The sequence below is a fragment of the Mesorhizobium sp. P3_A2 genome (genome assembly GCF_056403115.1).
The window spans coordinates 141957-163926 of the sequence record NZ_JBFUGC010000005.1 but is presented as its reverse complement, the minus strand read 5'-3'; the positions used below and the strand labels follow the sequence as shown (position 1 = coordinate 163926).

General features: G+C 63.7%; 22 protein-coding genes. 14 read left to right on the top strand and 8 right to left on the bottom strand.

Annotated features, from left to right (window positions below; genetic code table 11):
- Nucleotides 1-39: 39 nt before the first annotated feature.
- Nucleotides 40-1644, top strand: a complete 1605-nt coding sequence (murJ, locus tag AC1DXM_RS13690) for a murein biosynthesis integral membrane protein MurJ (protein ID WP_477233525.1) — start codon at nt 40-42, stop codon at nt 1642-1644.
- A 30-nt stretch (nt 1645-1674) separates the two neighbouring features.
- On the opposite strand, the gene AC1DXM_RS13685 is transcribed toward murJ, so the two are convergent.
- Complete coding sequence (locus AC1DXM_RS13685; protein ID WP_477233524.1) at nt 1675-2223, bottom strand: hypothetical protein; 549 nt, start codon at nt 2221-2223, stop codon at nt 1675-1677.
- 63 nt (nt 2224-2286) lie between these two features.
- Between AC1DXM_RS13685 and trpS the strand changes: the two genes are divergently transcribed.
- The 3 genes from trpS (at nt 2287) to AC1DXM_RS13670 (ending at nt 4937) form a co-directional block, all read left to right on the top strand.
- The gene (gene trpS / locus AC1DXM_RS13680) at nt 2287-3354 is read left to right on the top strand and encodes a tryptophan--tRNA ligase (RefSeq protein ID WP_477233523.1); all 1068 of its coding nucleotides are present in this window, start codon (nt 2287-2289) and stop codon (nt 3352-3354) included.
- A 243-nt stretch (nt 3355-3597) separates the two neighbouring features.
- Nucleotides 3598-4089: a universal stress protein gene (locus AC1DXM_RS13675; protein WP_023672856.1), complete on the top strand. Its 492-nt coding sequence runs from the start codon at nt 3598-3600 to the stop codon at nt 4087-4089.
- A 278-nt stretch (nt 4090-4367) separates the two neighbouring features.
- A complete protein-coding gene (locus tag AC1DXM_RS13670; RefSeq protein WP_112560600.1) occupies nt 4368-4937 on the top strand; it encodes a NifU family protein in 570 nt (189 codons plus the stop codon).
- 117 nt (nt 4938-5054) lie between these two features.
- Here AC1DXM_RS13670 and AC1DXM_RS13665 read toward each other — a convergent pair whose 3' ends face one another.
- Entirely contained in the window at nt 5055-5672 is a 618-nt protein-coding gene (locus AC1DXM_RS13665) for a L,D-transpeptidase (RefSeq protein ID WP_477233522.1), read from the bottom strand.
- A gap of 226 nt (nt 5673-5898) precedes the next feature.
- On the opposite strand from AC1DXM_RS13665, the gene cueR reads away from it, so the two are divergent.
- Nucleotides 5899-6321 carry a Cu(I)-responsive transcriptional regulator gene (cueR, locus tag AC1DXM_RS13660; RefSeq protein ID WP_477233521.1) on the top strand — a complete coding sequence of 141 codons (423 nt, stop codon included), beginning with the start codon at nt 5899-5901 and terminating at the stop codon, nt 6319-6321.
- Between the two features lie 51 nt (nt 6322-6372).
- Nucleotides 6373-6777 carry an OsmC family protein gene (locus AC1DXM_RS13655; RefSeq protein WP_477233520.1) on the top strand — a complete coding sequence of 135 codons (405 nt, stop codon included), beginning with the start codon at nt 6373-6375 and terminating at the stop codon, nt 6775-6777.
- Between the two features lie 419 nt (nt 6778-7196).
- Here the strand turns inward: AC1DXM_RS13655 and AC1DXM_RS13650 are convergent, their stop codons facing one another.
- Nucleotides 7197-7517: a hypothetical protein gene (locus tag AC1DXM_RS13650; protein ID WP_477233519.1), complete on the bottom strand. Its 321-nt coding sequence runs from the start codon at nt 7515-7517 to the stop codon at nt 7197-7199.
- Nucleotides 7518-8079: 562 nt separating this feature from the next.
- On the opposite strand from AC1DXM_RS13650, the gene AC1DXM_RS13645 reads away from it, so the two are divergent.
- From AC1DXM_RS13645 to AC1DXM_RS13635, 3 genes are all read left to right on the top strand, one after another.
- Complete coding sequence (locus tag AC1DXM_RS13645) at nt 8080-8580, top strand: MmcB family DNA repair protein (RefSeq protein WP_162712051.1); 501 nt, start codon at nt 8080-8082, stop codon at nt 8578-8580.
- A 172-nt stretch (nt 8581-8752) separates the two neighbouring features.
- Nucleotides 8753-9499: an SDR family NAD(P)-dependent oxidoreductase gene (locus AC1DXM_RS13640; RefSeq protein ID WP_477233518.1), complete on the top strand. Its 747-nt coding sequence runs from the start codon at nt 8753-8755 to the stop codon at nt 9497-9499.
- A 43-nt stretch (nt 9500-9542) separates the two neighbouring features.
- On the top strand, nt 9543-10568 hold the full coding sequence (locus AC1DXM_RS13635; protein ID WP_477233517.1) for an RNA polymerase subunit sigma-70: 1026 nt from the start codon (nt 9543-9545) through the stop codon (nt 10566-10568).
- Here AC1DXM_RS13635 and nhaA read toward each other — a convergent pair.
- The 5 genes from nhaA to AC1DXM_RS13610 all read right to left on the bottom strand — a co-directional run bounded on the left by nhaA (nt 10565) and on the right by AC1DXM_RS13610 (nt 17463).
- Entirely contained in the window at nt 10565-11749 is a 1185-nt protein-coding gene (gene nhaA, locus AC1DXM_RS13630) for a Na+/H+ antiporter NhaA (protein ID WP_477233516.1), read from the bottom strand. The genes AC1DXM_RS13635 and nhaA overlap by 4 nt on opposite strands.
- A 305-nt stretch (nt 11750-12054) precedes the next feature.
- A complete protein-coding gene (locus AC1DXM_RS13625) occupies nt 12055-12618 on the bottom strand; it encodes an ActR/PrrA/RegA family redox response regulator transcription factor (RefSeq protein ID WP_112560594.1) in 564 nt (187 codons plus the stop codon).
- Nucleotides 12619-12704: 86 nt separating this feature from the next.
- Nucleotides 12705-14030, bottom strand: coding sequence for an ActS/PrrB/RegB family redox-sensitive histidine kinase (locus tag AC1DXM_RS13620; protein ID WP_477233738.1), 1326 nt, complete (start codon nt 14028-14030; stop codon nt 12705-12707).
- 32 nt (nt 14031-14062) lie between these two features.
- Nucleotides 14063-16525, bottom strand: coding sequence for an ATP-dependent helicase HrpB (gene hrpB, locus AC1DXM_RS13615; RefSeq protein ID WP_477233515.1), 2463 nt, complete (start codon nt 16523-16525; stop codon nt 14063-14065).
- Nucleotides 16526-16572: 47 nt separating this feature from the next.
- Nucleotides 16573-17463, bottom strand: coding sequence for a DMT family transporter (locus tag AC1DXM_RS13610; RefSeq protein WP_477233514.1), 891 nt, complete (start codon nt 17461-17463; stop codon nt 16573-16575).
- A 26-nt stretch (nt 17464-17489) separates the two neighbouring features.
- Here AC1DXM_RS13610 and AC1DXM_RS13605 point away from each other — a divergent pair, with 26 nt between their 5' ends.
- The 5 genes from AC1DXM_RS13605 (at nt 17490) to AC1DXM_RS13585 (ending at nt 21968) form a co-directional block, all read left to right on the top strand.
- Nucleotides 17490-18188: a PIG-L deacetylase family protein gene (locus tag AC1DXM_RS13605; RefSeq protein ID WP_477233513.1), complete on the top strand. Its 699-nt coding sequence runs from the start codon at nt 17490-17492 to the stop codon at nt 18186-18188.
- Between the two features lie 234 nt (nt 18189-18422).
- A complete protein-coding gene (locus AC1DXM_RS13600) occupies nt 18423-19754 on the top strand; it encodes an ABC transporter substrate-binding protein (protein ID WP_477233512.1) in 1332 nt (443 codons plus the stop codon).
- A gap of 116 nt (nt 19755-19870) precedes the next feature.
- Nucleotides 19871-20818: a carbohydrate ABC transporter permease gene (locus tag AC1DXM_RS13595; protein ID WP_477233737.1), complete on the top strand. Its 948-nt coding sequence runs from the start codon at nt 19871-19873 to the stop codon at nt 20816-20818.
- Nucleotides 20815-21765 (top strand): carbohydrate ABC transporter permease, encoded by a 951-nt coding sequence (locus AC1DXM_RS13590; protein WP_112560588.1) that lies wholly within the window; start codon nt 20815-20817, stop codon nt 21763-21765. Before AC1DXM_RS13595 ends, AC1DXM_RS13590 begins: the two co-directional genes overlap by 4 nt.
- Nucleotides 21762-21968, top strand: a complete 207-nt coding sequence (locus tag AC1DXM_RS13585; protein ID WP_477233511.1) for a hypothetical protein — start codon at nt 21762-21764, stop codon at nt 21966-21968. Before AC1DXM_RS13590 ends, AC1DXM_RS13585 begins: the two co-directional genes overlap by 4 nt.
- Nucleotides 21969-21970 lie beyond the last annotated feature (2 nt).

Here is a 21970-nt window from a genome sequence, read left to right as displayed (position 1 = left end):
ACCCCCTTTCTCCCAATCATCTAGGCAATCTCCGCGCGCATGAGCCTCGTCAAGAAATTCGCCACAGTTGCGTCCGGCACGCTGATGAGCCGCGCGCTCGGCTTTGGCCGCGAAATGCTGATGGCGGCCGCACTCGGCACCGGGCCGGTGGCGGACGCCTTCAACGCCGCGTTCCAGTTTCCCAACACGTTCCGCCGGCTGTTTGCCGAGGGCGCGTTCAACGCCGCCTTCGTGCCGCTGTTTGCCAAGGAGATCGAGACCCACGGCACCGACGGCGCCAAGCGCTTTTCGGAGGAAGTGTTCGGCGTGCTGTTCTCGGCGCTGCTGGCGCTGACCATCGTCATGGAACTGGCGATGCCGCTGATCGTGCGCTATCTGGTGGCGCCGGGCTTTGCCGACACGCCGGGCAAGTTCGAGACGACCGTCCTGCTTGCGACGATCATGTTCCCCTATCTCATCTGCATGTCGCTCGCGGCCATGATGGCCGGCATGCTGAATTCGCTGCGCCGCTATTTCGCGGCTGCCGTCGCACCGGCCTTCCTCAACATCATCCTGATCAGCGTGCTCGGTTACGCCTGGTACCACGGCATGGATGCGCATGATGTCGGCTTCAGCCTGTCCTGGGGCGTCCTGGCGGCGGGGTTGGTGCAGCTCGCCATCGTCTGGATCGCGGTGCGCAATGCCGGCATCGCAATCGGCTTTCGCCGGCCGAAGATGACGCCCAACGTCAAGCGGCTGCTGATCCTGGCGCTGCCGGCGGCGATCACCGGCGGCATCACCCAGATCAACCAGCTGATCGGCACGGCGATCGCCTCGGCGCAGGACAGCGCCGTGTCCTCGCTGGCTTACGCCGACCGCATCTACCAGCTGCCGCTCGGCGTCGTCGGCGTCGCGGTGGCGATCGTGCTTTTGCCGGAACTGTCGCGGGCGCTGAAATCGGGCAATCTGGTCGAGGCGGCCAATCTGCAGAACCGCTCGGTGGAGTTCACTTTGTTCATGACCTTGCCGGCGGCGGCAGCCCTCTGGGTGATGGCAGAGCCGATCGTGCGGCTGGTCTACGAGCGCGGCGCCTTCGCAGCCAACCATTCGACGCCGACGGTGGCGGCGATCCTGGCGATCTTTGGCCTCGGCCTGCCGGCCTTCGTGCTGATCAAGGCCTTCACCCCCGGCTATTTCGCCCGCGAGGACACGCGCACGCCGATGATGTTCGCCGCCATTTCGGTCGGCGTGAACGTGATCACGGCGCTGACGCTGTTTCCGAGGATGGGTGCACCCGGCATTGCCGTGGCATCGGCCGTCGCCGGCTGGGTTAACGCTATGATGCTGCTTGCAGTGCTGATCCGGCGCGGCCACTGGGGGCGCGACGTGCCGCTGTTGAAGCGTATTCCCCGGCTGGTGCTGTCGGCGGCGGTGATGGCAGCGGCACTCTATTTCGCCGAGCATTGGCTGGCCGTCAGGCTCGGCCCCGGCTCGCCACTGGTGATCAAGGCGACGACGCTGCTGGCGCTGGTCGCCGGCGGCGCCCTGCTCTATTTCGTCACCGCCTTTGCCACAGGCGGCGCCGATTTCGGCATGATCCGGCGCAATGTGAAACGCGGATCGGGCAAGGTGCCACCCGTTAAGGAACCGTCTCCAGATCCGTAAGGCGGACCGTAGCGACTCGCTCGGCAAGCATCAGTCGTCGCCAGACAATTCGTCGTAGACCGAGCGTGGCAGGGGTTCGCGAGCCTGCTTGCTAAGTTGGATTCCGAACTCGGCGCGAAGCCGTGCCGCTGTCTCCAGCGGCATCTCGCGGGCGTGTGGGCGCTTGGGCGCGCTTTGCTCGTCGTCGTCAGCTGCGAGAGGCATCCATCTTCTCATTATCTGCAAGACACATCCCACCATATCATGAATGTCGATGTCGGCGCCGCCCCTCATTGCCCTGCCGGGCATTTCTCCCCGTAAACGGGGAGAAAGAAGCTGGGCGGGCGCTTGCGCCTCCCTGGCAACGCTGGTGATGGCGAAATCGGCGACGGCTGCATCTTTCTCCCCGTCAATATACAGGGAGAAATGTCCGGATACAGGGAGAAATGTCCGGCAGGACAATGAGGGGCGGCGCGGACCTGTCAGGCCGAGATACAGACCCAACAAGCGTGATACGAACAAAACGAACAAGTAGTCCGCCTGAAACAGTTGCTCAGGGACCATCCCCCGCCTCTTGATCCTCTCCACGCCTTCGTCCATAAGCGCGCCGTCGCAAGACTTTCGCCGCGTGCGAAACGGCCCTCCACAAGCCATGAGGAACCCATGACCGCCTTCAAACAGCTCGTCTTTTCCGGCGTCCAGCCGACCGGCAATCTGCATCTCGGCAACTATCTCGGCGCCATCAAGAAATTCGTCGCCCTGCAGGACACGTCCGACTGCATCTATTGCGTCGTCGACCTGCATTCGCTGACCGCGCAACTCGTCCATGACGACCTCGCCGACCAGACCCGCTCGATCACCGCCGCCTTCCTCGCCTCCGGCATCGATCCGAAGAAGCACATCGTCTTCAACCAGTCGCGGGTGATGCAGCATGCCGAGCTTGCCTGGATCTTCAACTGCGTGGCGCGCATCGGCTGGATGAACAAGATGACGCAGTTCAAGGACAAGGCCGGCAAGGACCGCGAGAATGCCTCGCTGGGGCTGCTTGCCTATCCCTCGCTAATGGCGGCCGACATTCTGCTCTATCGCGCCACCCATGTGCCGGTGGGCGAGGACCAGAAGCAGCATCTGGAGCTGACCCGCGACATCGCGCAAAAATTCAACAATGACTTTTCGAACCGGATCGCCAGCCTTGGCGTCGGCGTCGAGATGCAGGTCGGCGAAGAGACCGTGAACGGCTTTTTCCCGATCACCGAACCGGTCATCGGCGGCCCAGCAGCGCGCATCATGAGCCTGCGCGACGGCTCCAAGAAAATGTCGAAATCGGACCCGTCCGACCTGTCGCGCATCAATCTGACCGACGATGCCGACACCATCTCGAAGAAGATTCGCAAGGCCAAGACCGACCCGGAGGCCTTGCCGAGCGAAGTCGACGGACTGGAAAGCCGCCCGGAAGCGGAAAACCTGGTCGGCATCTATGCCGGGCTGGCCGAAATGTCGAAGGCCGACGTGCTGAAGGAATTCGGCGGCCAGCAGTTTTCCGTGTTCAAGCCGGCGCTGGCCGACCTTGCCGTGGAAAAGCTGGCGCCGATCGCCGGCGAGATGCGCCGCATCGAGGGCGACCGCGCCTATGTCGATGCGGTGCTGAAGGATGGCGGCGAACGAGCCGGGGTGCTGGCCGAGACCACGATGAAGACCGTGCGCGACATTATCGGCCTGCTGCAGGGCTGAGCCTAGAGCCGGATGATTTCAGGTCGAATCGACCTGAAATCTGAATCCGGCCCTAGATCAAAGAGATAGAGCATGATGCCTGGACAAACGGTTTCCCGTTTGTCCGAGAAAACCGCTTCACACTTTTCGGCATCATGCTCTAGCCGTCACAGTGCACTGCACCACACTGGCACAAGGCCGGCGGCTTGCCGCCGGTCTGCCGTGGTGGCAGATTGCGGCCGAAATAGCATCGAGTAGATAGACATGGTCTCCAAACGCCTCAGTCGCGAAGCCGGCCATCGCAGGAAATTCCTGACGATCATCGACGACACGCCGGAGTGCGAGCGCGCCGTCGCCTACGCTTCGAAGCGGGCGCAGAGCACCAGCGGCACGCTGGTGCTGCTCTACATCATCACGCCGGATGATTTCCAGCACTGGTTGGGCGTCGAGAAGATCATGCGCGAGGAGGCCAACGCCACGGCGCGCGCGGCGCTGGACGGCTATGCCAACAAGGTGCGCCAGAAGCTCGGCATCGAGCCCGAAATGGTGGTGCGCGAAGGCAAGCCGACCGAAGAGATCCACAAGCTGATCGAGGAAGACCAGGATATCGCCATCCTGGTGCTGGCGGCAGGCGCCGGCAAGGAAGGTCCCGGACCGCTGGTCGGCGCTGTCGCCGGCAAGGGCGCGGCCTTCCCTATTCCGGTCACAGTGGTGCCGCAGAATTTGTCGGACGAGGAGATCGACAGCCTCGCCTGAGATATGCTGATATTCAGGTGAGGCCGGCCTGCAAATGACGGCTTCCTGCGCTTCCGGTGCTCACGTACTTCAAGTACGCTCCGCTCCGGTTCTCGGAAACCGCCATTTTCGACTCGGCCTGACCTGAATCTCGGCACATCTCGATGTGAGTGCTCGGGCCAGCAAAAACATTCCGCCAGCCAGCCCTTTGAGCGATGCGTTTCGCTTGAATGTCCAGCCGATTGAGCCTATTTAGAATTATTCCAAACTAGCTGCCCGACTGGGGCACGGAGACGGCCATGTTCATCCAGACCGAATCGACGCCGAACCCGGCAACGCTGAAATTCCTGCCCGGCAAGGAAGTGCTTGTTGAAGGCACCGCCGACTTCCGCGACGCCGACAGTGCAGCGAGCGCCTCGCCGCTGGCCGGCCGGCTGTTCGAGATTCCCGGCGTTACCGGCGTGTTCTTCGGCTATGACTTCATCACCGTGACCAAGGACGGCCCCGACTGGCAGCATCTGAAGCCGGCAATCCTCGGCGCCATCATGGAGCATTTCATGTCGGGCGCGCCTGTCATGGTCAACGCCGGCCCCGCCGCCGAGACCAGCCAGACCGGCGAATTCTACGACAAGGCCGACGAGGAACTGGTCATCACCATCAAGGAACTGCTCGATACCAGGGTGCGCCCGGCGGTCGCCCAGGATGGCGGCGACATCACCTTCCGCGGTTTCGAGAACGGCACTGTGTTCCTGCACATGAAGGGCGCCTGCGCCGGTTGCCCGTCGTCGACGGCGACGCTGAAGCACGGCATCCAGAACCTGCTCCGCCACTTTGTGCCGGAAGTACAGCAAGTCGAACAGGTTTCCTGAGAGTTCTCAGCGTACATCTTCCGCCAGTGCCGTAAAAAACAAAAAACCGGGCCAAATTGCCCGGTTTTCTGTTTGGGACGTCCGTTGTTGCCTAGACGGTCCGCGCACGAACTGTAATCACATCACAATGACCTTGGCGCCGACCGACGTGCGGTCGTAGAGGTCGATGATGTCCTGGTTCATCAGCCGGATGCAGCCCGACGACATCGCCTTGCCGATCGAATTCCACTCCGGGCTGCCATGCAGGCGGTAGCCCATGTCGCCGCCCTTGTTGAACAGGTACATGGCGCGCGCGCCGAGCGGGTTCTTCAGGCCCGGCTCCATGCCGCCGGCAAACTTGGCCAGTTCCGGCTGACGCTGGATCATCTGCCGCGGCGGGGTCCAGGTCGGCCATTCGCGCTTCAGCGCGATGTGGGCGGTGCCGTGCCATTCAAAACCTTCGCGGCCGACGCCGATGCCGTAGCGGATCGCCCGGCCGTCGCCTTCGACGAAGTAGAGAAACTTGTTCTGCGTATCGACGACAATGGTGCCCGGCTTTTCCGAGGTGTCGTAGTTCACCTCCTGCCGGTGGTACTTCAGCGGCACTTTCTCGATCGGGATGCGCGGCAGCTGATAGCCTGCATCGTTCACCGCACCGTAGTTGTTGCTGAAGAGCTGCGAGCCGATCGTGCTGCAACCCGAGATCGCGGTCGACAACGCAAGTGCAGCGACGATTGCAAATGACTTCATGCGCATGAAATGGTCCGATGCCCCGCCCAGAATCGAGCGGCACGTTGCGGCCGCTTTTCCTGAAATCATTCATGCTGGCATTTGCTTTGCTTGCCAAGCGCGCGATGCCTATATGCGAGACCTTACCTGCTGGTAAGCCGTCAACTATGGCATTTCGGCAACAGGGGTCACGGGATTGTGAAGGAAAAACAATGGGCGGTCCTGTCGGATGGCCCGGAATCGAGGAACCACTATGAATGTTGGCGATGCCGCGGTGCGGTCCGGCCTGCCGGCCAAGACCATCCGCTACTATGAAGAGATCGGCCTGATCGCGCCGGCGCGCGCCGGCAATGGCTATCGCGATTATTCCAGCGACGACATCCACCGGCTGGCCTTCCTGCGCCGCGCCCGCAACCTCGGCTTTTCAATCGACGATTGCCGCCAGTTGATGGCGCTCTACCGCGATCGCAGCCGCGCCAGCCATGACGTGCGCGAGATCGCCGCCGCCCATGTCAGTGCGATCGAGGAGAAGGTGCGCGAGCTGCAGTCGATGCGCGCGACGCTGCAGAAGCTGATCCACGCCTGCCATGGCGACGACCGGCCGGACTGCCCGATCCTGGACGATATTGCGGGATCGGCGCCGGCCGGAGACAGGCCGGCCTCGGCCACGGCTTGAAGGACTGGGCGCCGGACGCTTTCGGCGCTTCGCAGGGAGGGCGATCCAGCAATGATGTCGGCAACCGTTGAACTGCGCACGGTCGAGGGCACGCAGGCCGCGATGGGCTGGGCCGGCGGACATACGGTGGTGGTCGACCGGCCCGAAGGCAAGGCCGGCGGCATGGGCCTGGGCTTCAACGGCGCCCAGATGCTGGCGCTGGCGATCGGCGGCTGCTTCTGCAACGACCTGCGCTATGTCGCCGAGGAGATGGGCGTTGGTCTGGGGAAGATTGCCGTCAGCGTGACCGTGAACCTGGACGGCAAGCCGTTGCTGGCGACCTCAGCCACGATGACCGTTTCCTGCGAAACACTGGACGGTTCAGATCCCCGGAAGGTCATCGACAAAGCCGGTGAGATTTCCGCGATCAGCAACTCGCTGCGGCGGGCCGTGCCGGTGACGATCGAGGTGGCCTGAAGGCATGCCCCAGGGGTTGATAGGGTGCCGCTATGGTATGGAACGGGCCGGTTCGGGCCGCCATGGCTGGGTGGCGCACGAAAGCTGACTTCGGTAGGTCTAATATCTCGCTTGACTAAAATACGGAACGTCCAATGGACAAGAACGGAACCAAAGCGGTTACATCAGACCTTTGCGCTCACGGCGCAAGACTTTAGTCCTGCCGTCTTATAGCTAAGAACGGAAGTTGATTGGCACGACATAGGGCCGCCGCTGATTAATACCAGACCGCACCCAGACGAATATGGTGCAATCGCGGCGCTCGGATCAAGCCGTCACCCCAGGTTTGCCAACCGGATAATCGCCTAATGAGGCGCTGATGCTGGGATCAAAATCCGAAAGCGACTGCCACCTTCAGACCGAACGAGTAAGAAGCAGACCTAGCTCGAGGTAGGTTCAAACTTTTCTCTGACTTCCTTCCAGAGCAAGAACTTGAATGGCCACGCTCTGAGATACGGGATCAGCTTTTCTCGCGGCATAGCCGCAAGAAGAAGGGCGGTCAGAACTGAAAACATACAGGACAGAAACGCCACAAACGCTATCGGCATCATCGATACCGCAATGAAGCCACCGACAATATGCGGCCAAGTACCCTTATTCGCTACGATTCCCGCGCTAGCAAGAAGGCCAATCCCCAGCAAGATGAGGCCTATCGTAGCCAACGATACGAGCAGCGCGGTGAGTGTGGTTCTACGCTTCATGGTTTGCATCCCCCAGTAGCCTATCTCAAGCGTAGCGGGGCGGCGTTTGTAAAGTACATAATCCCCTTTTGGGAGGCGATTATGTACCTTACAAACACGGGAAGGATCGCGCGAGCGAAGGCGCCTGATGCGGTAGCAAGCGACGGACATGAGAAATGTGGGGTCTGCTCTGGGAGTTCTATGCGACGCCCGAATGCTTTGAGATTCGACTCTTTCGGTTTCTGCCAATCTATCGGCTGAAAGCGACGAACATCGTCGCCGCCCACGTCATCGAAGGTCGGTTCAATTTCGCCGCTATCTTGAATCTAGGCTCGCATCCTTGGAATACCGTCAGCATCGTCAATCGTTGGCCTCGGAAGGTGGTCTTGGTCGAAAAGCGGTGGTGGCCCAGGTTCTTAGCGATCACACCGAAAAACCCGGATGAGTTCGCAGCGACGCTAATCCACAAATCCCCAAAATCTTTATAGGGTTGAGGTGCTTTGAGGGTGTCTGTTTGCCAAGTACACAATCCCTTTCCAAAAACAGGTTCAAACCGTGAACAAAATCTGGCATGGTGGCTGCCATGCCGATCATTTCGCCGATTCCCCTCAATCCCCTGATCGACGGCCGCCAGTCGGAACGCGCCATGCTGGTGCGGCGCGGCGTGCAGCGGCTGTTGATGCAGATGGGCATGCATGTGCTGCCCGAACTGTCGCTGGCCACAGGCCGGCGCGCCGATCTGGTGGCGCTGACCCGGCAGGGCGACATCTGGATCATCGAGATCAAATCCTCGATCGAGGATTTTCGCGTCGACCGCAAATGGCCGGATTACCGGCTGCATTCCGACCGCTTCTTCTTCGCCACCCATCCCGGCGTGCCGGCGGAGATCTTCCCCGAGGAATGCGGCTTCATCCTTTCCGACGGCTACGGCGCCGAGGTCCTGCGCGATGCGCCGGAGCACCGCATGGCGGCGGCAACGCGCAAGGCGCTGATGCTGCGCATTGCAAGGGCGGGTGCTGCACGGCTGCTGGCGGCGGAGCTGGCGGGCGTGGCGGTGCCGGCGCTGGAGGGAGAGAGCGAATAACAGTGTGCGCCGGGTCGACGGTGGCGCGTCCCGCTTGTGCCCGACCATGGCTTCGCGCGAGCCCGCCGATCCATCGAGACAATTTTTGACCTGCACCGATGATTTCCGATCACCTCGATTGTCCTGATCAATAGGCGCTGGATGGTCCAGTGGCCGGAACGAGAGGTGATCCATGGGATCGTTACAAGGTCAGAATGTCGTCGTCATTGGAGGCAGCCGGGGCGTCGGCCGCTCAATCGTGGAGGCTGCGCTTGGCGAGGGCGCGACAGTGCTCGCCGTTGCCCGTGGTGCCGCGGCGCTGAAGGAACTCTCCTGGGAGACATCAGGTGTGAAGACGCTTGCGGTCGACGCCACCGACGAGACCGCACCCGATGCGGTTTTCGCCGCGCTCGCGCCGGACGTGCTGGTGATCTGCGCCGGCGCCCTTGCCCCGTCCGCGCCCGTCCAGGATCAGAACTGGGAGGACTTCTCGGTGAACTGGGAAATGGACGTCAAGGCGTCGTTCCTGTTCTGCAAGGCCGCGCTCCAGGGCCGGCTGAAGCCAGGCAGCCGGGTTGTGCTGATCTCCAGTGGCGCAGCCTTGACCGGCGGACCGCCGTTCGCCGGCGGGTATGCAGGCGCAAAACGCATGCAGATGTTCCTGGCCGGTCATTGCCAGAAGGAATCGGATCGGCTTGGACTGGACCTGCGCTTTATGGCGCTCGCACCGGCTCGCATCATGCCAGGGACCGGCATAGGCGATGCCGGGCTCGATGGCTTTGCGGCCTATTTGGGCATCCGGCCTGCGGACGTCCTCGCGAGCATGACCGACTTGCAGACGCCGGCCGATGTCGGCCGCGCGGTGGTCGCGCTCGCCACCGGCAAATCGGAAGGCAGCTCCTTCACCGTCAGCGGCAGCGGACTTGCGGCAGCGGCGTGAGGCGCGCACGATGCCAGGAAGCTTCAGCACCGCAGGCTCCTCCATGACAGACGCTCCTCGCCCCGTTGAGCCCCTGGGCCGGCCGATCCTCGATCGACTGGCCTTCGAGCGTTTGACGGCGGCTCGCCGCCGCGAGCTCAAACTCCATTGCTATCGGATGATGGGCTCGCTGCACGAGGCAGACGACCTTGTCCAGGACACGTTCCTGAGGGCGTGGCGCGGCAGGTCGCAATTCGACGGCCGGGGCTCGGTGCGCGGCTGGCTCTATACGATCGCCACCCACAGCTGCCTCAACGCCATCAAGGCGAGGTCGACGGCGCATCGCATTCTCCAGCAGCCCGGACGACTTGAGACCGACGGGCGGGCCACCGGCGGGCCTGCCGCCGAGTTCACCTGGCTGGAACCGTATCCGGACACAGAGCTTCCGGACCTTGTTGACGGCGAGCCCGGTCCGGAAGCGCGCTACGAAGCGCGTGAAGCGGTGCAACTCGCCTTCGTGGCAGCGATCCAGCTTCTGCCGCCCAGGCAGCGGGCCATTCTGCTTCTGTGCGATGTGCTGGGATGGTCGGCTGTCGAGACGGCGCAATTGCTGGGCGGCTCGACCGCTTCGATCAACAGCGCCTTGCAGCGAGCCCGCGCAACGCTGGGCCAGCGATATCCCCAGGGGCGTCCGCAGCAGCGGTCACGGCCCAGCCGGCAAGAGGCCTTGCTGCTCGAACGCTACATGCAGGCCTGGCAGGCGGCCAAGCTCGACAGCCTCATCGAGCTCCTGAAGGAGGACGCCACCTACCACATGCCGCCATGGCGGGAATGGTACCGGGGACGCGCGGCAATCCATGCTTTCTTCGAGACCGTCTGGGGCAATTTTTCGGGCTACCGCACGGTGGCCATCGGAGCCAACGCCCAACCGGCGGTCGGCGTCTACGCACGCAGCCATCAGGATCTATTATGGCGCCCGCATTCGCTGCATGTCATCGAAGCTGCGGACGGCAAAATCGCCTCGCTGACGATCTACGTGCCGCCGCTCGGACCCGAACTGTTCGCGGCTTTCGGCCTGCCGCCAATCTAGTCTTCGTCAATCTCCCCCACGGCCGGCGCCATCAGCAGCACGGCGGCGCCGAGCAGTGCGGCGATGAACGAGCCTGCCAGGATGCCGACCTTGACCGCGTCCTGCAGCGCCACGTCGTTGGCGAAGGCGAGCAAGCCGATGAACAGGCTCATGGTGAAGCCGATGCCGCAGAGCAGCGAAATGCCGATCATGTGCAGCCAGCCGGCGTTGACCGGCAGGTCGGCGAAGCCGAGCCGGATCGCCAGCGCCGACGAGCCAAAGACGCCGACCAGCTTGCCCAGCACGAGGCCGGCGGCAACGCCGAGCGTCAGTGGCTCGACCAGGGCAGCGGCGCTGAGGCCGGCCAGCGACACGCCGGCATTGGCAAAGCCGAAGATCGGAATGACGATGAAAGGCACGATCTTGTGCAGACCGTGTTCGAGCCGGTGCAGCGGCGAATGGTCGAGATCGTGGCCGCTGCCTGGAGAGACTTTGAGCGGGATGGTGAGCGCCAGCGCAACGCCGGCCAGCGTCGCATGGACGCCTGATTTCAGCACCAGCACCCACAGGATGGCGCCGAGCACGAGATAGGGCGTCAGAGCCGTCACCCGCATGCGGTTGAGCACGATGAGTACCGCAATGACGGCGAAGGCGGCGCCGAGATAGGCGAGCGACAGCCCGCTTGTGTAAAAGATGGCGATGATGATGACAGCGCCGAGATCGTCGATGATGGCGAGCGCGGTGAGAAAGATTTTCAGCGAGGCCGGCACGCGATTGCCGAGCAGCGATAGCACCCCGAGCGCAAAGGCGATGTCGGTGGCGGTCGGGATCGCCCAGCCGGAGAGCGCGGCCGGATTGTTGCGGTTGATGGCGGCATAGACCAGCGCCGGGACCAGCATGCCGCCGGCGGCAGCGACGCCCGGTAGCACGCGGCGCGGCCAGGTCGAGAGCTGGCCGTCCAGCATCTCGCGCTTGATCTCCAGGCCGACCAGCAGGAAGAACACCGCCATCAGCCCGTCATTGATCCAGTGCGAGAGGCTGAGCGGGCCGAGATAGGCGTGGAGTGCGGCGAAATAGGTGTCGGCCAGCGGCGAATTGGCGACGATCAGCGCAAGCGCTGCCGCCACCATCAGGATGATGCCGCCCGCCGCCTCGCCATCGAGGAATTCGCGCAGGATGGATTTCGGCCGCTCGTCGCGCATGTTTCCTCCGTTGCCGGGTTTCCCGGTGGCGTTAGCGATGATGCGCAAAGGTCGATGGCAGGGCAAGCGCAACTCTTTCCAGCGTTGGCGCCGCCCCTCATTGTCCTGCCGGACATTTCTCCCCGTATAGTGACGGGGAGAAAGGGGCAGCTTCAGCCTAGCCGTCGTTTCCTGCAACGCCGGCGATTGGCGAAACCAGCGATGAGAGCGCCCCTCTCCCCGTCTCTATACGGGGAGAGGATGCCGGCAGGCAGGTGAGGGGCAGCGCTGACGTTCGGCAATTGGCGGCCTGCGCCGCGTGAACCTCAGCGCGGTGCGCGCTTGGCCAGTATCCGCTGCAGCGTGCGGCGGTGCATGTTCAGCCTTCGCGCGGTTTCAGACACATTGCGATCGCACATTTCGTAGACGCGCTGAATGTGTTCCCAGCGCACGCGATCGGCTGACATCGGGTTTTCGGGCGGGGCGGCGCGTTCACCGGCGGTGCGGGTCAGCGCCGCAAACACATCGTCGGCATCGGCGGGCTTCGACAGATAGTCGATGGCGCCGAGCTTTACCGCCGTCACCGCGGTAGCGATGTTGCCATAGCCGGTGAGGATGACCGTGCGGGCATCGTCGCGCTTCTCGCGAATGGCGGCGACGACGTCGAGCCCGTTGCCGTCGCCGAGCCGCATGTCGACCACCGCATAGGCCGGCGGATGGGCGCGCGCCTTGGCCACCGCCTCCTCGACGCTCTCGGCCGTCTCGACCACAAAGCCCCTGGTTTCCATGGCCCGCGCCAGCCGCGTCAAGAACGGCTTGTCGTCGTCGACGATCAGCAGCGAGGTGTCCTCGCCTTCAACCATTGCGCCAATTGTTTCTTCGCCAGTCATCGTCTCAAAAAATCCTGCTGCCTTAATTTTACGCAGATATAGTTCCTGAACGCCATTGTCCAATTTTGCCGGCTGCGGCCAAAGCTTCAGGCGGTGTCGAACATCGACGTTCCCACCGATTCCGGGTTGAGGAAGACCGTGCGCGGCCACGATATCTGCACGATGGCGCCCTCGCCCAGTCCGCTCGAATTGCGGAAGTCGAGCGTGGCGCCGGAGCGTTCGAGCAAGGTCTTGGCGATGAACAGCCCGAGACCCAGGCCGCCACCGGCTTCGTTGCCCTGGCGCGTCGACATATAGGGCTCACCGATGCGGTCGATGATTTCGGGCGGAAAGCCCGGCCCGTCATCGATGATCGAAAAGGTGACGTCGAGCTCGTCCCAGCTCCATCGCACGGTGACGGTCTTGCGGGCGAAGTCGACGGCATTCTCGACCAGATTGCCGAGGCCGTAGATGACGCCGGGATTGCGCCGCCCGACCGGTTCGGGGCCGATGCGCTCGCCCGGCCGAAGCTTGATCGAGATGCCGAAATCGCGGTGCGGCGCCGTCACCTCCTCGACCAGCGAGGTCAGCGGCAGCCGCGACAGATGCGCCTCGCCCTCCGAGGACAGGCTGGTAAGGCGTTTCAAGATCTCGCGGCAGCGCTCGCTCTGCGACCGCAGAAGTTTGACGTCCTCACCGTATTTCGGGTCGTCGCCAAGCGCCTTTTCCATCTCCTTGGAGACCAGCGCGATGGTGGCGAGCGGCGTGCCGAGCTCGTGTGCTGCGGCGGCAGCCAGGCCATCCAGCGCCGACAGATGCTGTTCGCGCTGCAGCACCAGTTCGGTGGCGGCAAGCGCATTGGCGAGCAGGCGGGCTTCCTCGGCGACGCGGAAGGCATAGATGGCGGTAAAGGCGATCGAGGAAAACACCGCCATCCAAATGCCGGCGACATAGATAAACGGCATTGGCAGCGGCGCGCCCTCGTACCAGGGCAGCGGCAGATGGAAGAACACCAGCAAGCTTGCTCCCACTATCACCAGCCCGCCGAGAATGGCGGTGAGACGCAGTGGCAACGATGTCGCCGAGACAACGACGGGCACAGTCATCAGCAGCGAAAACGGATTGGTGAGACCGCCGGTCATGTAGAGCAGGCCGGCAAGCTGCAGGCTGTCGAAGGTCAGGATGACGAAGGCCGAAAACGGGGTCAGCCGGTGCGCCGCCGGATAGCGGAAGGTCAGAACCAGGTTCAGCCAGGCCGAACATGCGATCAGCGCGAAACAGAGGCTGACCGGCAGCGGGAATTTCAGCCCATAGGCGACGACCAGCACGGTCAGGCTCTGGCCGACAATGGCCAGCCAGCGCAGCCGGATCAGCGTGTTGAGGCGCAGCCGCTGGCTTTGCTGGAAGTCGGGCGCACGCAGGATGTTGATCATGGCCAAGGATTATAGCCAGGAAAGCAGAAACGCTAGGTGCCGCGCGGTTTTGCCCGCGCGGTAGCAGCGGCGAGCAGCGGATTTTCCGGCCAGACATGGCGGGGGTAGCGGCCGCGCATGTCGGTGCGCACGTCGGCCCAGGAGCCGCGCCAGAAGCCGGGCAGGTCGCGCGTCGTCTGGATCGGCCGGTGGGCCGGCGACAGAAGTTCGAGCGTCAGCGGCACGGTGCCGTTGGCGATAGCGGGATGGCGGTCGAGGCCGAACAGCTCCTGCACGCGGATCGCCAGCACCGGCCATTCGCCGTCATAGCGGATCGGCACATGGCTGCCGGACGGCGCATCGAAATGGGTCGGCGCCAGTGAGCCGATCTTGCGCTGCAATTCATGCGGCACCAGTGCCATCAGGCCTGAAGACAGCGTGCCCGGATCGATCGCGGCGAAGGACGCCTTGCCGGGCAGGAACGGCAGCAGCCAGTCGTCGAGGCGTTCGATGAGGGCCGTGTCCGAAACATCGGGCCAGGGCGCACCGAGGCCGCGGTGCAGCCAGCCAAGGCGCTGGCGTAGCGTCTCCCCCTCCTTGCCCCACTCCAGCAGAGAGAGCCCGTGTTCGCGCAAGGCATCCAGAATGGCGCGGTCGGCGTCGGTGCCGGACGGCGCCGGCAGCATGCGCTCGGACAAAGTGATGGCGCTGAGCCGGGCGGTCTCGCGCACGCGCACCGCTCGCCTCTCGCGGTCGAAGCTCACTTCGCGGCGGGTCTCGATCCTGTCGGAAAGTGCTGCGCGGATGTCGGCCTCGTCGACGGCGGCCGCTGCGGTGATGCGGGCATTCTGCGCCTTGCCTTGCAAATCAGCGACGACAAGCCAGGCCTCGCCCGCCAGCGGGTCGGCGGCGTCGAGCATGGCGCCGGAGCCGTTGGCGAGCACGAAACGCCCGCGCTCGCCGCGCGCCTTGGCTACCCGGTCCGGCCAGGCGTGGATGAGGAGAGCGCCGGCACCTGCTGGCGCATCGCCTTTGCCGCCGCCCGCCTGCTTCGCCAGCCGCTCAGCCAGCTGCCTTGCTGCCACGGCGCGCGGCGACTTCTCGGTGCGAAAGCGCATCAGCCGCCGTTCGAGGTCGGCGCCGTCGCCGCCGAGGCCGCGTTCGGTGAGCAGCACCGCCAGCATCGCAGCCTCCGTCGCATGGCCGGTCCCCGCAGCTTCGGCGACCATGTGCGCCAGCCGTACCGGCAGCGCCAGCTTACGCATCGCGCCGCCCGCCTCGGTCAGCCGTCCGGTCGCGTCGATGGCGTGCAGCGCACTGAGCAGCGCCCGCGCCTCGTTGAGCGCCGGCGTAGGCGGTGGGTCGAGGAAGGACAGGCTCGCCGGATCGGCGACGCCGAAAGCGGCGCAATCGAGCAGCAGGCTGGACAGATCGGCTTCGAGGATTTCGGGCGGCGTGAAGGCAGGAAGTGCCGCCGTCTGTTCGGCCCGCCACAGGCGGATGGCGACACCGGGCTGCGTGCGCCCGGCGCGCCCGGCGCGCTGGTCGGCCGATGCCCTGGAAACCCGCACCGTCTCCAGCCGGGTCAGGCCGCTTGCCGGCTCGTAGCGCGGCAGCCGCGACAGGCCGGAATCGATGACGACGCGCACGCCGTCGATGGTGATCGAGGTCTCGGCGATCGACGTAGCCAGCACCACCTTGCGGCGGCCCGATGGCGCCGGCTTGATGGCGGCGTCCTGCGCCCTGTTGTCGAGCTGGCCGTAGAGCGGCACGATGTCGGTGTCGGCGCTGAGGCGGTCCTGCAGCCGCTCGGCGGTGCGCTCGATCTCGCGCTGCCCCGGCAGGAAGGCGAGCACGCTGCCGCTCTCCTCGGCAAGCGCCGAACGGATTGCCTTGGCCATGGCGTCTTCGACGGGAACGCCAGCCGGCCGCTCGTCGTAACGGATGTCGACGGGAAAGGCCCGGCCTTGACTTTCGATCACCGGCGCGCCGGACAAGAGTTTCGCAACGCGCGCGCCGTCGAGCGTCGCCGACATCACCAGCAGCCGCAAATCCGGCCGCAGCGCGTCTTGCACATCGAGCGCCAAAGCGAGGCCGAGATCGCCGTCGAGCGAACGCTCATGGAACTCGTCGAAAATCACTGCGGAGACGCCGGGCAACTCCGGATCGTCGAGGATCATGCGCGCCAGCACGCCTTCGGTGACGACCAGGATTCTTGTCCGGGCCGAGGTGCGGTTTTCCATGCGCATGGCATAGCCGACGGTGGCGCCGGGCTCCTCGCCGAGCAATTCGGCCATGCGGCGGGCGGCAGCGCGGGCGGCGAGCCGGCGCGGTTCGAGCAGGACGATCTTGCCGGCGCCCAGCCACGGCGCATCGAGCAGCGCCAGCGGCACCAGCGTCGTCTTTCCGGCGCCGGGCGGCGCCACCAGCACGGCGCTGTTGCTAGCGCCGAGCGCCTCGCTCAGCGCCGGCAGTACGGCGGACACCGGAAGCTCCGGCAAGGGTCTTGTCGTCATCGCGTCCGCATATCAGCGGTCACTATGGCCGTGCAACCGGCGCTCGCTCACAGTCTTGTCCGCGACAGCGGGTTCCAGCGCACCGTACCCAACCGCACTTCCTCGCGCACCATGGTCAGCAGGCCGGAAGCGCCAACGACGGCGAGGCCGACCAGGGACAGCCAGTCGGGATATTCCTGAAAGAACAGCGCCCCGAGGATCACCGCCCAGACGATCTGCGAATAGTGCGTTGGCGCGATGCGGTTGGCGGGAGCGTATTTGACCGCAAGCAGTTGCAGGAACTGCCCGCAGGAGGTGAAGGCGCCCGATATCACAAACCATACCAGCTGCCTGGCATCCGGGAGCTTGAACGAGGTGGCGGCGGCGGCGATTCCATTGAAGACCAGGGCGCAGCCGACCAGGACGCCGAGCATGGTCGTGCGCTTTTCCTGCTGGGCGAGCGAACGCGTCAGGATGATGCTGGTGGCGGCAAGGAAGGCGACGCCGAAAGCGGCGAGGTGGCCGAGATGCAGCTCGCGAAAGCCCGGCCGCACCACCAGCATGACACCAGCGAAGCCGGCGACCACAGCCAGCCAGCGCCATGGGCCGACCTTCTCCTTGAGAATGACGGTAGAAAGGACGGTGACGCAGAGCGGCGCCAGGAAGATCAACGCATAGGCCTCAGCCAGCGGGATGGTGGTGAAGGCATAAACGCCGAGCACGCCCGACGCGATGCCGGCCCAAGTGCGGGCCTGCACCGCCCACGGCCGTTTGGTCCGCCAGAAGTCCCGCCAGCGCTCGCCTTTCGGCCGGGTGAAGAGCAGGAAGAAGCCGGAAAACAGCGTCACAAAGAAACCGATCTCGAAGACGGTGAACTGTCCGCCAAGGCTCTTGATAACGGCGTCGCTGCACGAATAGCTTGCATAGGCGATGAGAGCGAGCAGGATTCCGTTCGTCACGTTTTTCCATTTCCGGGGAGAGTGCGGTGAAGGTATTGGCGCTCGGCGCGCATCCGGACGACATAGAGATATTCATGTTCGGTACGATGGCCGCCTATGCGGCGCAAGGCGCAGAACTCACTTTTGCCGTGGCCACGGATGGCGCCAAGGGCGGCAAGGGCGACCCAAGCGTTTTGGCTCGTGTCCGGCGCGAGGAAGCGGCTGCCGCTGCGGCTTTGCTCGGCGCGACCCCGCGCTTCCTCGACTTTCCCGACGGCGAACTGGTGGCCGATGCAGCGCTGATCAGTTCGCTGAAAGCGCTGATAAGAGAGACAGCAGCGGATCTGGTGATCACCCATGCGCCCAACGACTATCACGCCGACCACCGCGCGCTGTCGGACGGCGTGCGCATCGCGGCCTCCTTCGCGGTGCCGGTGCTGCATGCCGACACGATGGGCGGAACCGGATTTTCGCCGACGCACTATGTCGACATTTCCGCCTACCGGGATATCAAAACACAGGCGATCCGCGCGCATCGCTCGCAGATGCCGGAGCAATATGTCGACAGGGCGCGCGTCCAGAACGAGTTTCGCGCCGGGCAGTGCAACGGCGTCGCCGGCTCACTGGCCGAGGCTTTCCGCTTCGAGCCGACATTTCCCTTCGCCGATATTCGCGCATTGCTGCCGCCCGCGCCGCCTGTGCGACCAGTGACGCCACAGACGAAAATTGTAAGAGACGCCGGCTAAGCAACTTCCGGGCGAACCCTCCGACAATCATTTCCCAACGATTTCAATCCTCGTTTGGCAATGCTGCGGCGCAGCAACGAATTCGCTTGCCTTGTTTAGTAAAAATTGCATCACTAAACAAATTACTAAACATCCGCGACGCACCGCGCCGCCATGTTTAGGCCCTCGGAGGAGCGAGGGTTGAGGGGCTCTTGAAACCGCCATCCGGGCGCGTTTCGCAAATGGGAGGAAGGCATGAAATCGAGCTTGAAACTGGCGTTGGGACTGACCTCGGCGATCACTGCGTCGACAGCCGTCTCGAACGTTGCGCACGCTGAAGACCTGACGCTGTGCTGGGCCGCCTGGGACCCGGCCAACGCACTTGTCGAACTGTCCAAGGACTTTACCAAGGAAACCGGCATCGGCATGAAATTCGAGTTCGTGCCGTGGACCAACTATGCCGACCGCTTCCTCAACGAGCTCAACTCGCACGGCAAGCTCTGCGACCTGATCATCGGCGACAGCCAGTGGATCGGCGGCTCGGCCGAAAACGGCCACTACGTCAAGCTGAACGACTTCTTCGACAAGGAGAAGATCAGCATGGACGATTTCGTCCCCGCAACCGTCGTCGGCTATTCCGAATGGCCGAAGAACACGCCGAATTACTGGGCGCTGCCGGCCATGGGCGACGTTGTCGGCTGGACCTATCGCAAGGATTGGTTCTCCAAGCCGGAACTGCAGAAGGAATTCAAGGAAAAGTACGGCTGGGACCTCGGCCCGCCGACCACGTTCGACCAGCTGAAGCAGATCGCCGAATTCTTCCAGAAGCGCGAGATCGACGGCAAGACTGTCTATGGCGCCTCGATCTACACCGAGCGCGGCTCGGAAGGCATCACCATGGGCGCCATGGACGTGCTCTACAGCTTCGGCTTCCAGTATGAAAACCCGAAGAAGCCCTACGAAATGGAAGGCTACGTCAACTCCGAGAAATCGGTGAAGGGGCTGGAGTTCTACAAGGCGCTCTATGATTGCTGCACCCCGCCCGGCGCATCGAACAGCTACATGGGCGAAGGCGTCGACGCCTTCAAATCCGGCCAGGTGGCCATGCATATGAACTTCGCCTTCACCTGGCCCGGCCTGCAGAAGGACGAGAATGTCGGCGGCGACAAGATCGGCTACTTCGTCAACCCCAAGGGTCCGAACGGCGACCAGTTCGCCCAGCTCGGCGGCCAGGGCATTTCGGTCGTGTCCTATTCCGACAAGCAGGAATCGGCGCTGAAATACATCAAGTGGTTCGCCAACAAGGACGTGCAGGCCAAGTGGTGGTCGCTCGGCGGGTATTCCTGCCTCAACGCGGTGGTCAAGGACCCGGCCTTCCCGTCCAGCCAGCCCTATGCGCAGACCTTCCTCGACTCGATGGCGATCGTGAAGGACTTCTGGGCAGAGCCGAGCTACGCACCGCTGCTGCAGGCCTCGCAGAAGCGCTTCCACGACTATGTCGTTGCCGGCCAGGGTTCGGCCAAGGATGCGCTTGACGGCCTGGTCAAGGACTGGACGCAAGTCTTCCAGGACGACGGCAAGATGTAACCGGACCAACGGCTCCTCCCGAGCCAGACCGACGCGTCCCGTGCCGCCCTTGGCACGGGACGCAGTTCAGATAAATTCCAGTGTCGAGACTTGACGTGACCGAAGCAGGACTCACCATGCTCAATCGGACTGCGGAGAACGTTGCCCGGGCCACCCCGGAGCCGTTGGCCCGCAAGGTCCGGGGCATCAGCGACAAGGGCCTCGCCTGGCTGTTCATCTCGCCGACGATCCTTTTGCTGCTCGCCATCAACATCTTCCCGCTGTTCTGGGCGATCTACCTGTCCTTCACCAACTTCCGCGCCAACCGGCCGAACGAGGTGGTGAAGAACCTCGGCTTTGCCAATTACCAGCGCATCCTCGGCGACCAGGACATCTGGATAGCCATGCAGACGACGGCACATTTCGTGTTCTGGACCATCCTGTTGCAGACGCTGATCGGCTTTACGCTCGCCTGGCTGATCGACAGGAAATTCCGCGGCCATGCCTTCTGGACGACCATCATCCTGGTGCCGATGATGCTGTCGCCGGCGGTGGTCGGCAATTTCTGGCGCTTCCTCTACGAACCGCAGATCGGCCTGTTCGCCTACGCCATCTCGTTCGTCACCGGCATTCCGCCGACGAACATCCAGATGCTGTCCAACGTCGAGCTGGCGCCGTGGTCGATCATCATCGTCGACACTTGGATGTGGACGCCCTACGTGATGCTGATCTGCCTCGCGGGCCTGCGCTCCATCCCCGAATACATCTATGAGGCGGCCGAGGTCGACCGCGCCTCCAACTGGCGGCAGTTCTGGTCGATCACGCTGCCGATGGCGCTGCCCTTCATCATGCTGGCGGTGCTTTTCCGCGGCATTGAGAACTTCAAGATGTTCGACATGGTCAATCTGTTGACCGGCGGCGGACCCGGCTCCACCACCGAGGTCGCCTCGATCACGCTGAAACGGCAGGCCTTCGAGAGCTGGCGCACCGGCTATTCCTCGGCCTTCGCCATCATCCTGTTCGTCGCGGTGTTTGGCCTCGCAAACATCTACGTCAAGGCGCTCAACAAGGTGAAGCAGAGATGAGCCTGACCACCGCCCACTCCGTCGTCGCCCCGTCGGGAACGGCAAAAGGCATCGCCGGCACGATCATCGTCGCCTATGCGCTGATCTCGATCGTGCCGCTGTTGTGGATTTTTGCCACCAGCTTCAAGACGCCGCCGGATTCGATCGCCTATCCGCCGAAAATCGTCTTCCAACCGAGCATCGAAGGCTATTGCAACCTGTTCACGACCCGCACCCGGCAGACGCCGGAATACATCAACTCGCTGGGACCGGCGACCGGCTTCTGCGACGAGACCGTGCGCAAGCGCAACATGGTGATTGCCGGCCCGTCCAACTTCCTGCCGCGCTTCGTCAACTCGCTGATCATCGCCTTCGGCTCGACCTTCTGCGCGGTTTTCCTCGGCACGCTGTCGGCGTACGGTTTCTCGCGCTTCAAGGTGCCGCTGGCCGACGACCTGCTGTTCTTCATCCTGTCGACGCGCTTCATGCCGCCGATCGCGGTCGCGATCCCGATCTACCTGATGTACCGCGAGCTCGGCCTGTCCGACACCGCGCTCGGCATGATCCTGCTCTACACGGCGGTCAATGTCTCGCTGGCGGTGTGGCTGCTCAAAGGCTTCATCGACGAGATCCCGCGCGAGTACGAAGAAGCGGCGATGATCGACGGCTATACCAGGTTGCAGGCCTTCTGGCGCACCGTGCTGCCGCAGGCCACCACCGGCATTGCCGCGACCGCCATCTTCTGCCTGATCTTCGCCTGGAACGAATATGCGTTCGCAGCCCTGCTCACCTCGGGCACGGCGCAGACCGCGCCGCCCTTTATCCCGACCATCATCGGCGAAGGCGGCCAGGACTGGCCGGCGGTGGCTGCCGGCACGACGATCTTCCTGGTGCCGATCCTGGTCTTCACCATCCTGCTTCGCAAACAATTGCTGCGCGGCATCACCTTCGGCGCGGTGCGCAAATGAGCCTCAGCCAACCCACCAAACGCAAATCGCGCTGGCCGCGCTGGGCTCGGCGCGGCCTGTTGGAAAACATCGCCACGGCGATCATCGCCATCGGCTTCCTGATGCTGTTCCAGCCCTTCGCGCTGGCTCTCTACACCTACTCCTTCATCACCATGCTCGCCGGCACGGTGATGTTCATCATCGTCTCGAAATTCCCGGAATAGTC

Bases quoted from the DNA above. Each gene is read 5' to 3' on its own strand.
- cueR (WP_477233521.1), top strand. From the start codon at position 5,899: ATGAATGTTGGCGATGCCGCGGTGCGGTCCGGCCTGCCGGCCAAGACC.
- AC1DXM_RS13600 (WP_477233512.1), top strand. From the start codon at position 18,423: ATGAAATCGAGCTTGAAACTGGCGTTGGGACTGACCTCGGCGATCACT.
- AC1DXM_RS13640 (WP_477233518.1), top strand. From the start codon at position 8,753: ATGGGATCGTTACAAGGTCAGAATGTCGTCGTCATTGGAGGCAGCCGG.
- AC1DXM_RS13585 (WP_477233511.1), top strand. From the start codon at position 21,762: ATGAGCCTCAGCCAACCCACCAAACGCAAATCGCGCTGGCCGCGCTGG.
- AC1DXM_RS13590 (WP_112560588.1), top strand. From the start codon at position 20,815: ATGAGCCTGACCACCGCCCACTCCGTCGTCGCCCCGTCGGGAACGGCA.
- AC1DXM_RS13635 (WP_477233517.1), top strand. From the start codon at position 9,543: ATGACAGACGCTCCTCGCCCCGTTGAGCCCCTGGGCCGGCCGATCCTC.
- AC1DXM_RS13625 (WP_112560594.1), bottom strand. From the start codon at position 12,618: ATGACTGGCGAAGAAACAATTGGCGCAATGGTTGAAGGCGAGGACACC.
- AC1DXM_RS13685 (WP_477233524.1), bottom strand. From the start codon at position 2,223: ATGGACGAAGGCGTGGAGAGGATCAAGAGGCGGGGGATGGTCCCTGAG.
- AC1DXM_RS13645 (WP_162712051.1), top strand. From the start codon at position 8,080: ATGCCGATCATTTCGCCGATTCCCCTCAATCCCCTGATCGACGGCCGC.
- AC1DXM_RS13670 (WP_112560600.1), top strand. From the start codon at position 4,368: ATGTTCATCCAGACCGAATCGACGCCGAACCCGGCAACGCTGAAATTC.
- nhaA (WP_477233516.1), bottom strand. From the start codon at position 11,749: ATGCGCGACGAGCGGCCGAAATCCATCCTGCGCGAATTCCTCGATGGC.
- AC1DXM_RS13595 (WP_477233737.1), top strand. From the start codon at position 19,871: ATGCTCAATCGGACTGCGGAGAACGTTGCCCGGGCCACCCCGGAGCCG.
- AC1DXM_RS13650 (WP_477233519.1), bottom strand. From the start codon at position 7,517: ATGAAGCGTAGAACCACACTCACCGCGCTGCTCGTATCGTTGGCTACG.
- trpS (WP_477233523.1), top strand. From the start codon at position 2,287: ATGACCGCCTTCAAACAGCTCGTCTTTTCCGGCGTCCAGCCGACCGGC.
- AC1DXM_RS13655 (WP_477233520.1), top strand. From the start codon at position 6,373: ATGATGTCGGCAACCGTTGAACTGCGCACGGTCGAGGGCACGCAGGCC.
- AC1DXM_RS13675 (WP_023672856.1), top strand. From the start codon at position 3,598: ATGGTCTCCAAACGCCTCAGTCGCGAAGCCGGCCATCGCAGGAAATTC.
- hrpB (WP_477233515.1), bottom strand. From the start codon at position 16,525: ATGACGACAAGACCCTTGCCGGAGCTTCCGGTGTCCGCCGTACTGCCG.
- AC1DXM_RS13665 (WP_477233522.1), bottom strand. From the start codon at position 5,672: ATGCGCATGAAGTCATTTGCAATCGTCGCTGCACTTGCGTTGTCGACC.
- murJ (WP_477233525.1), top strand. From the start codon at position 40: ATGAGCCTCGTCAAGAAATTCGCCACAGTTGCGTCCGGCACGCTGATG.
- AC1DXM_RS13620 (WP_477233738.1), bottom strand. From the start codon at position 14,030: ATGATCAACATCCTGCGTGCGCCCGACTTCCAGCAAAGCCAGCGGCTG.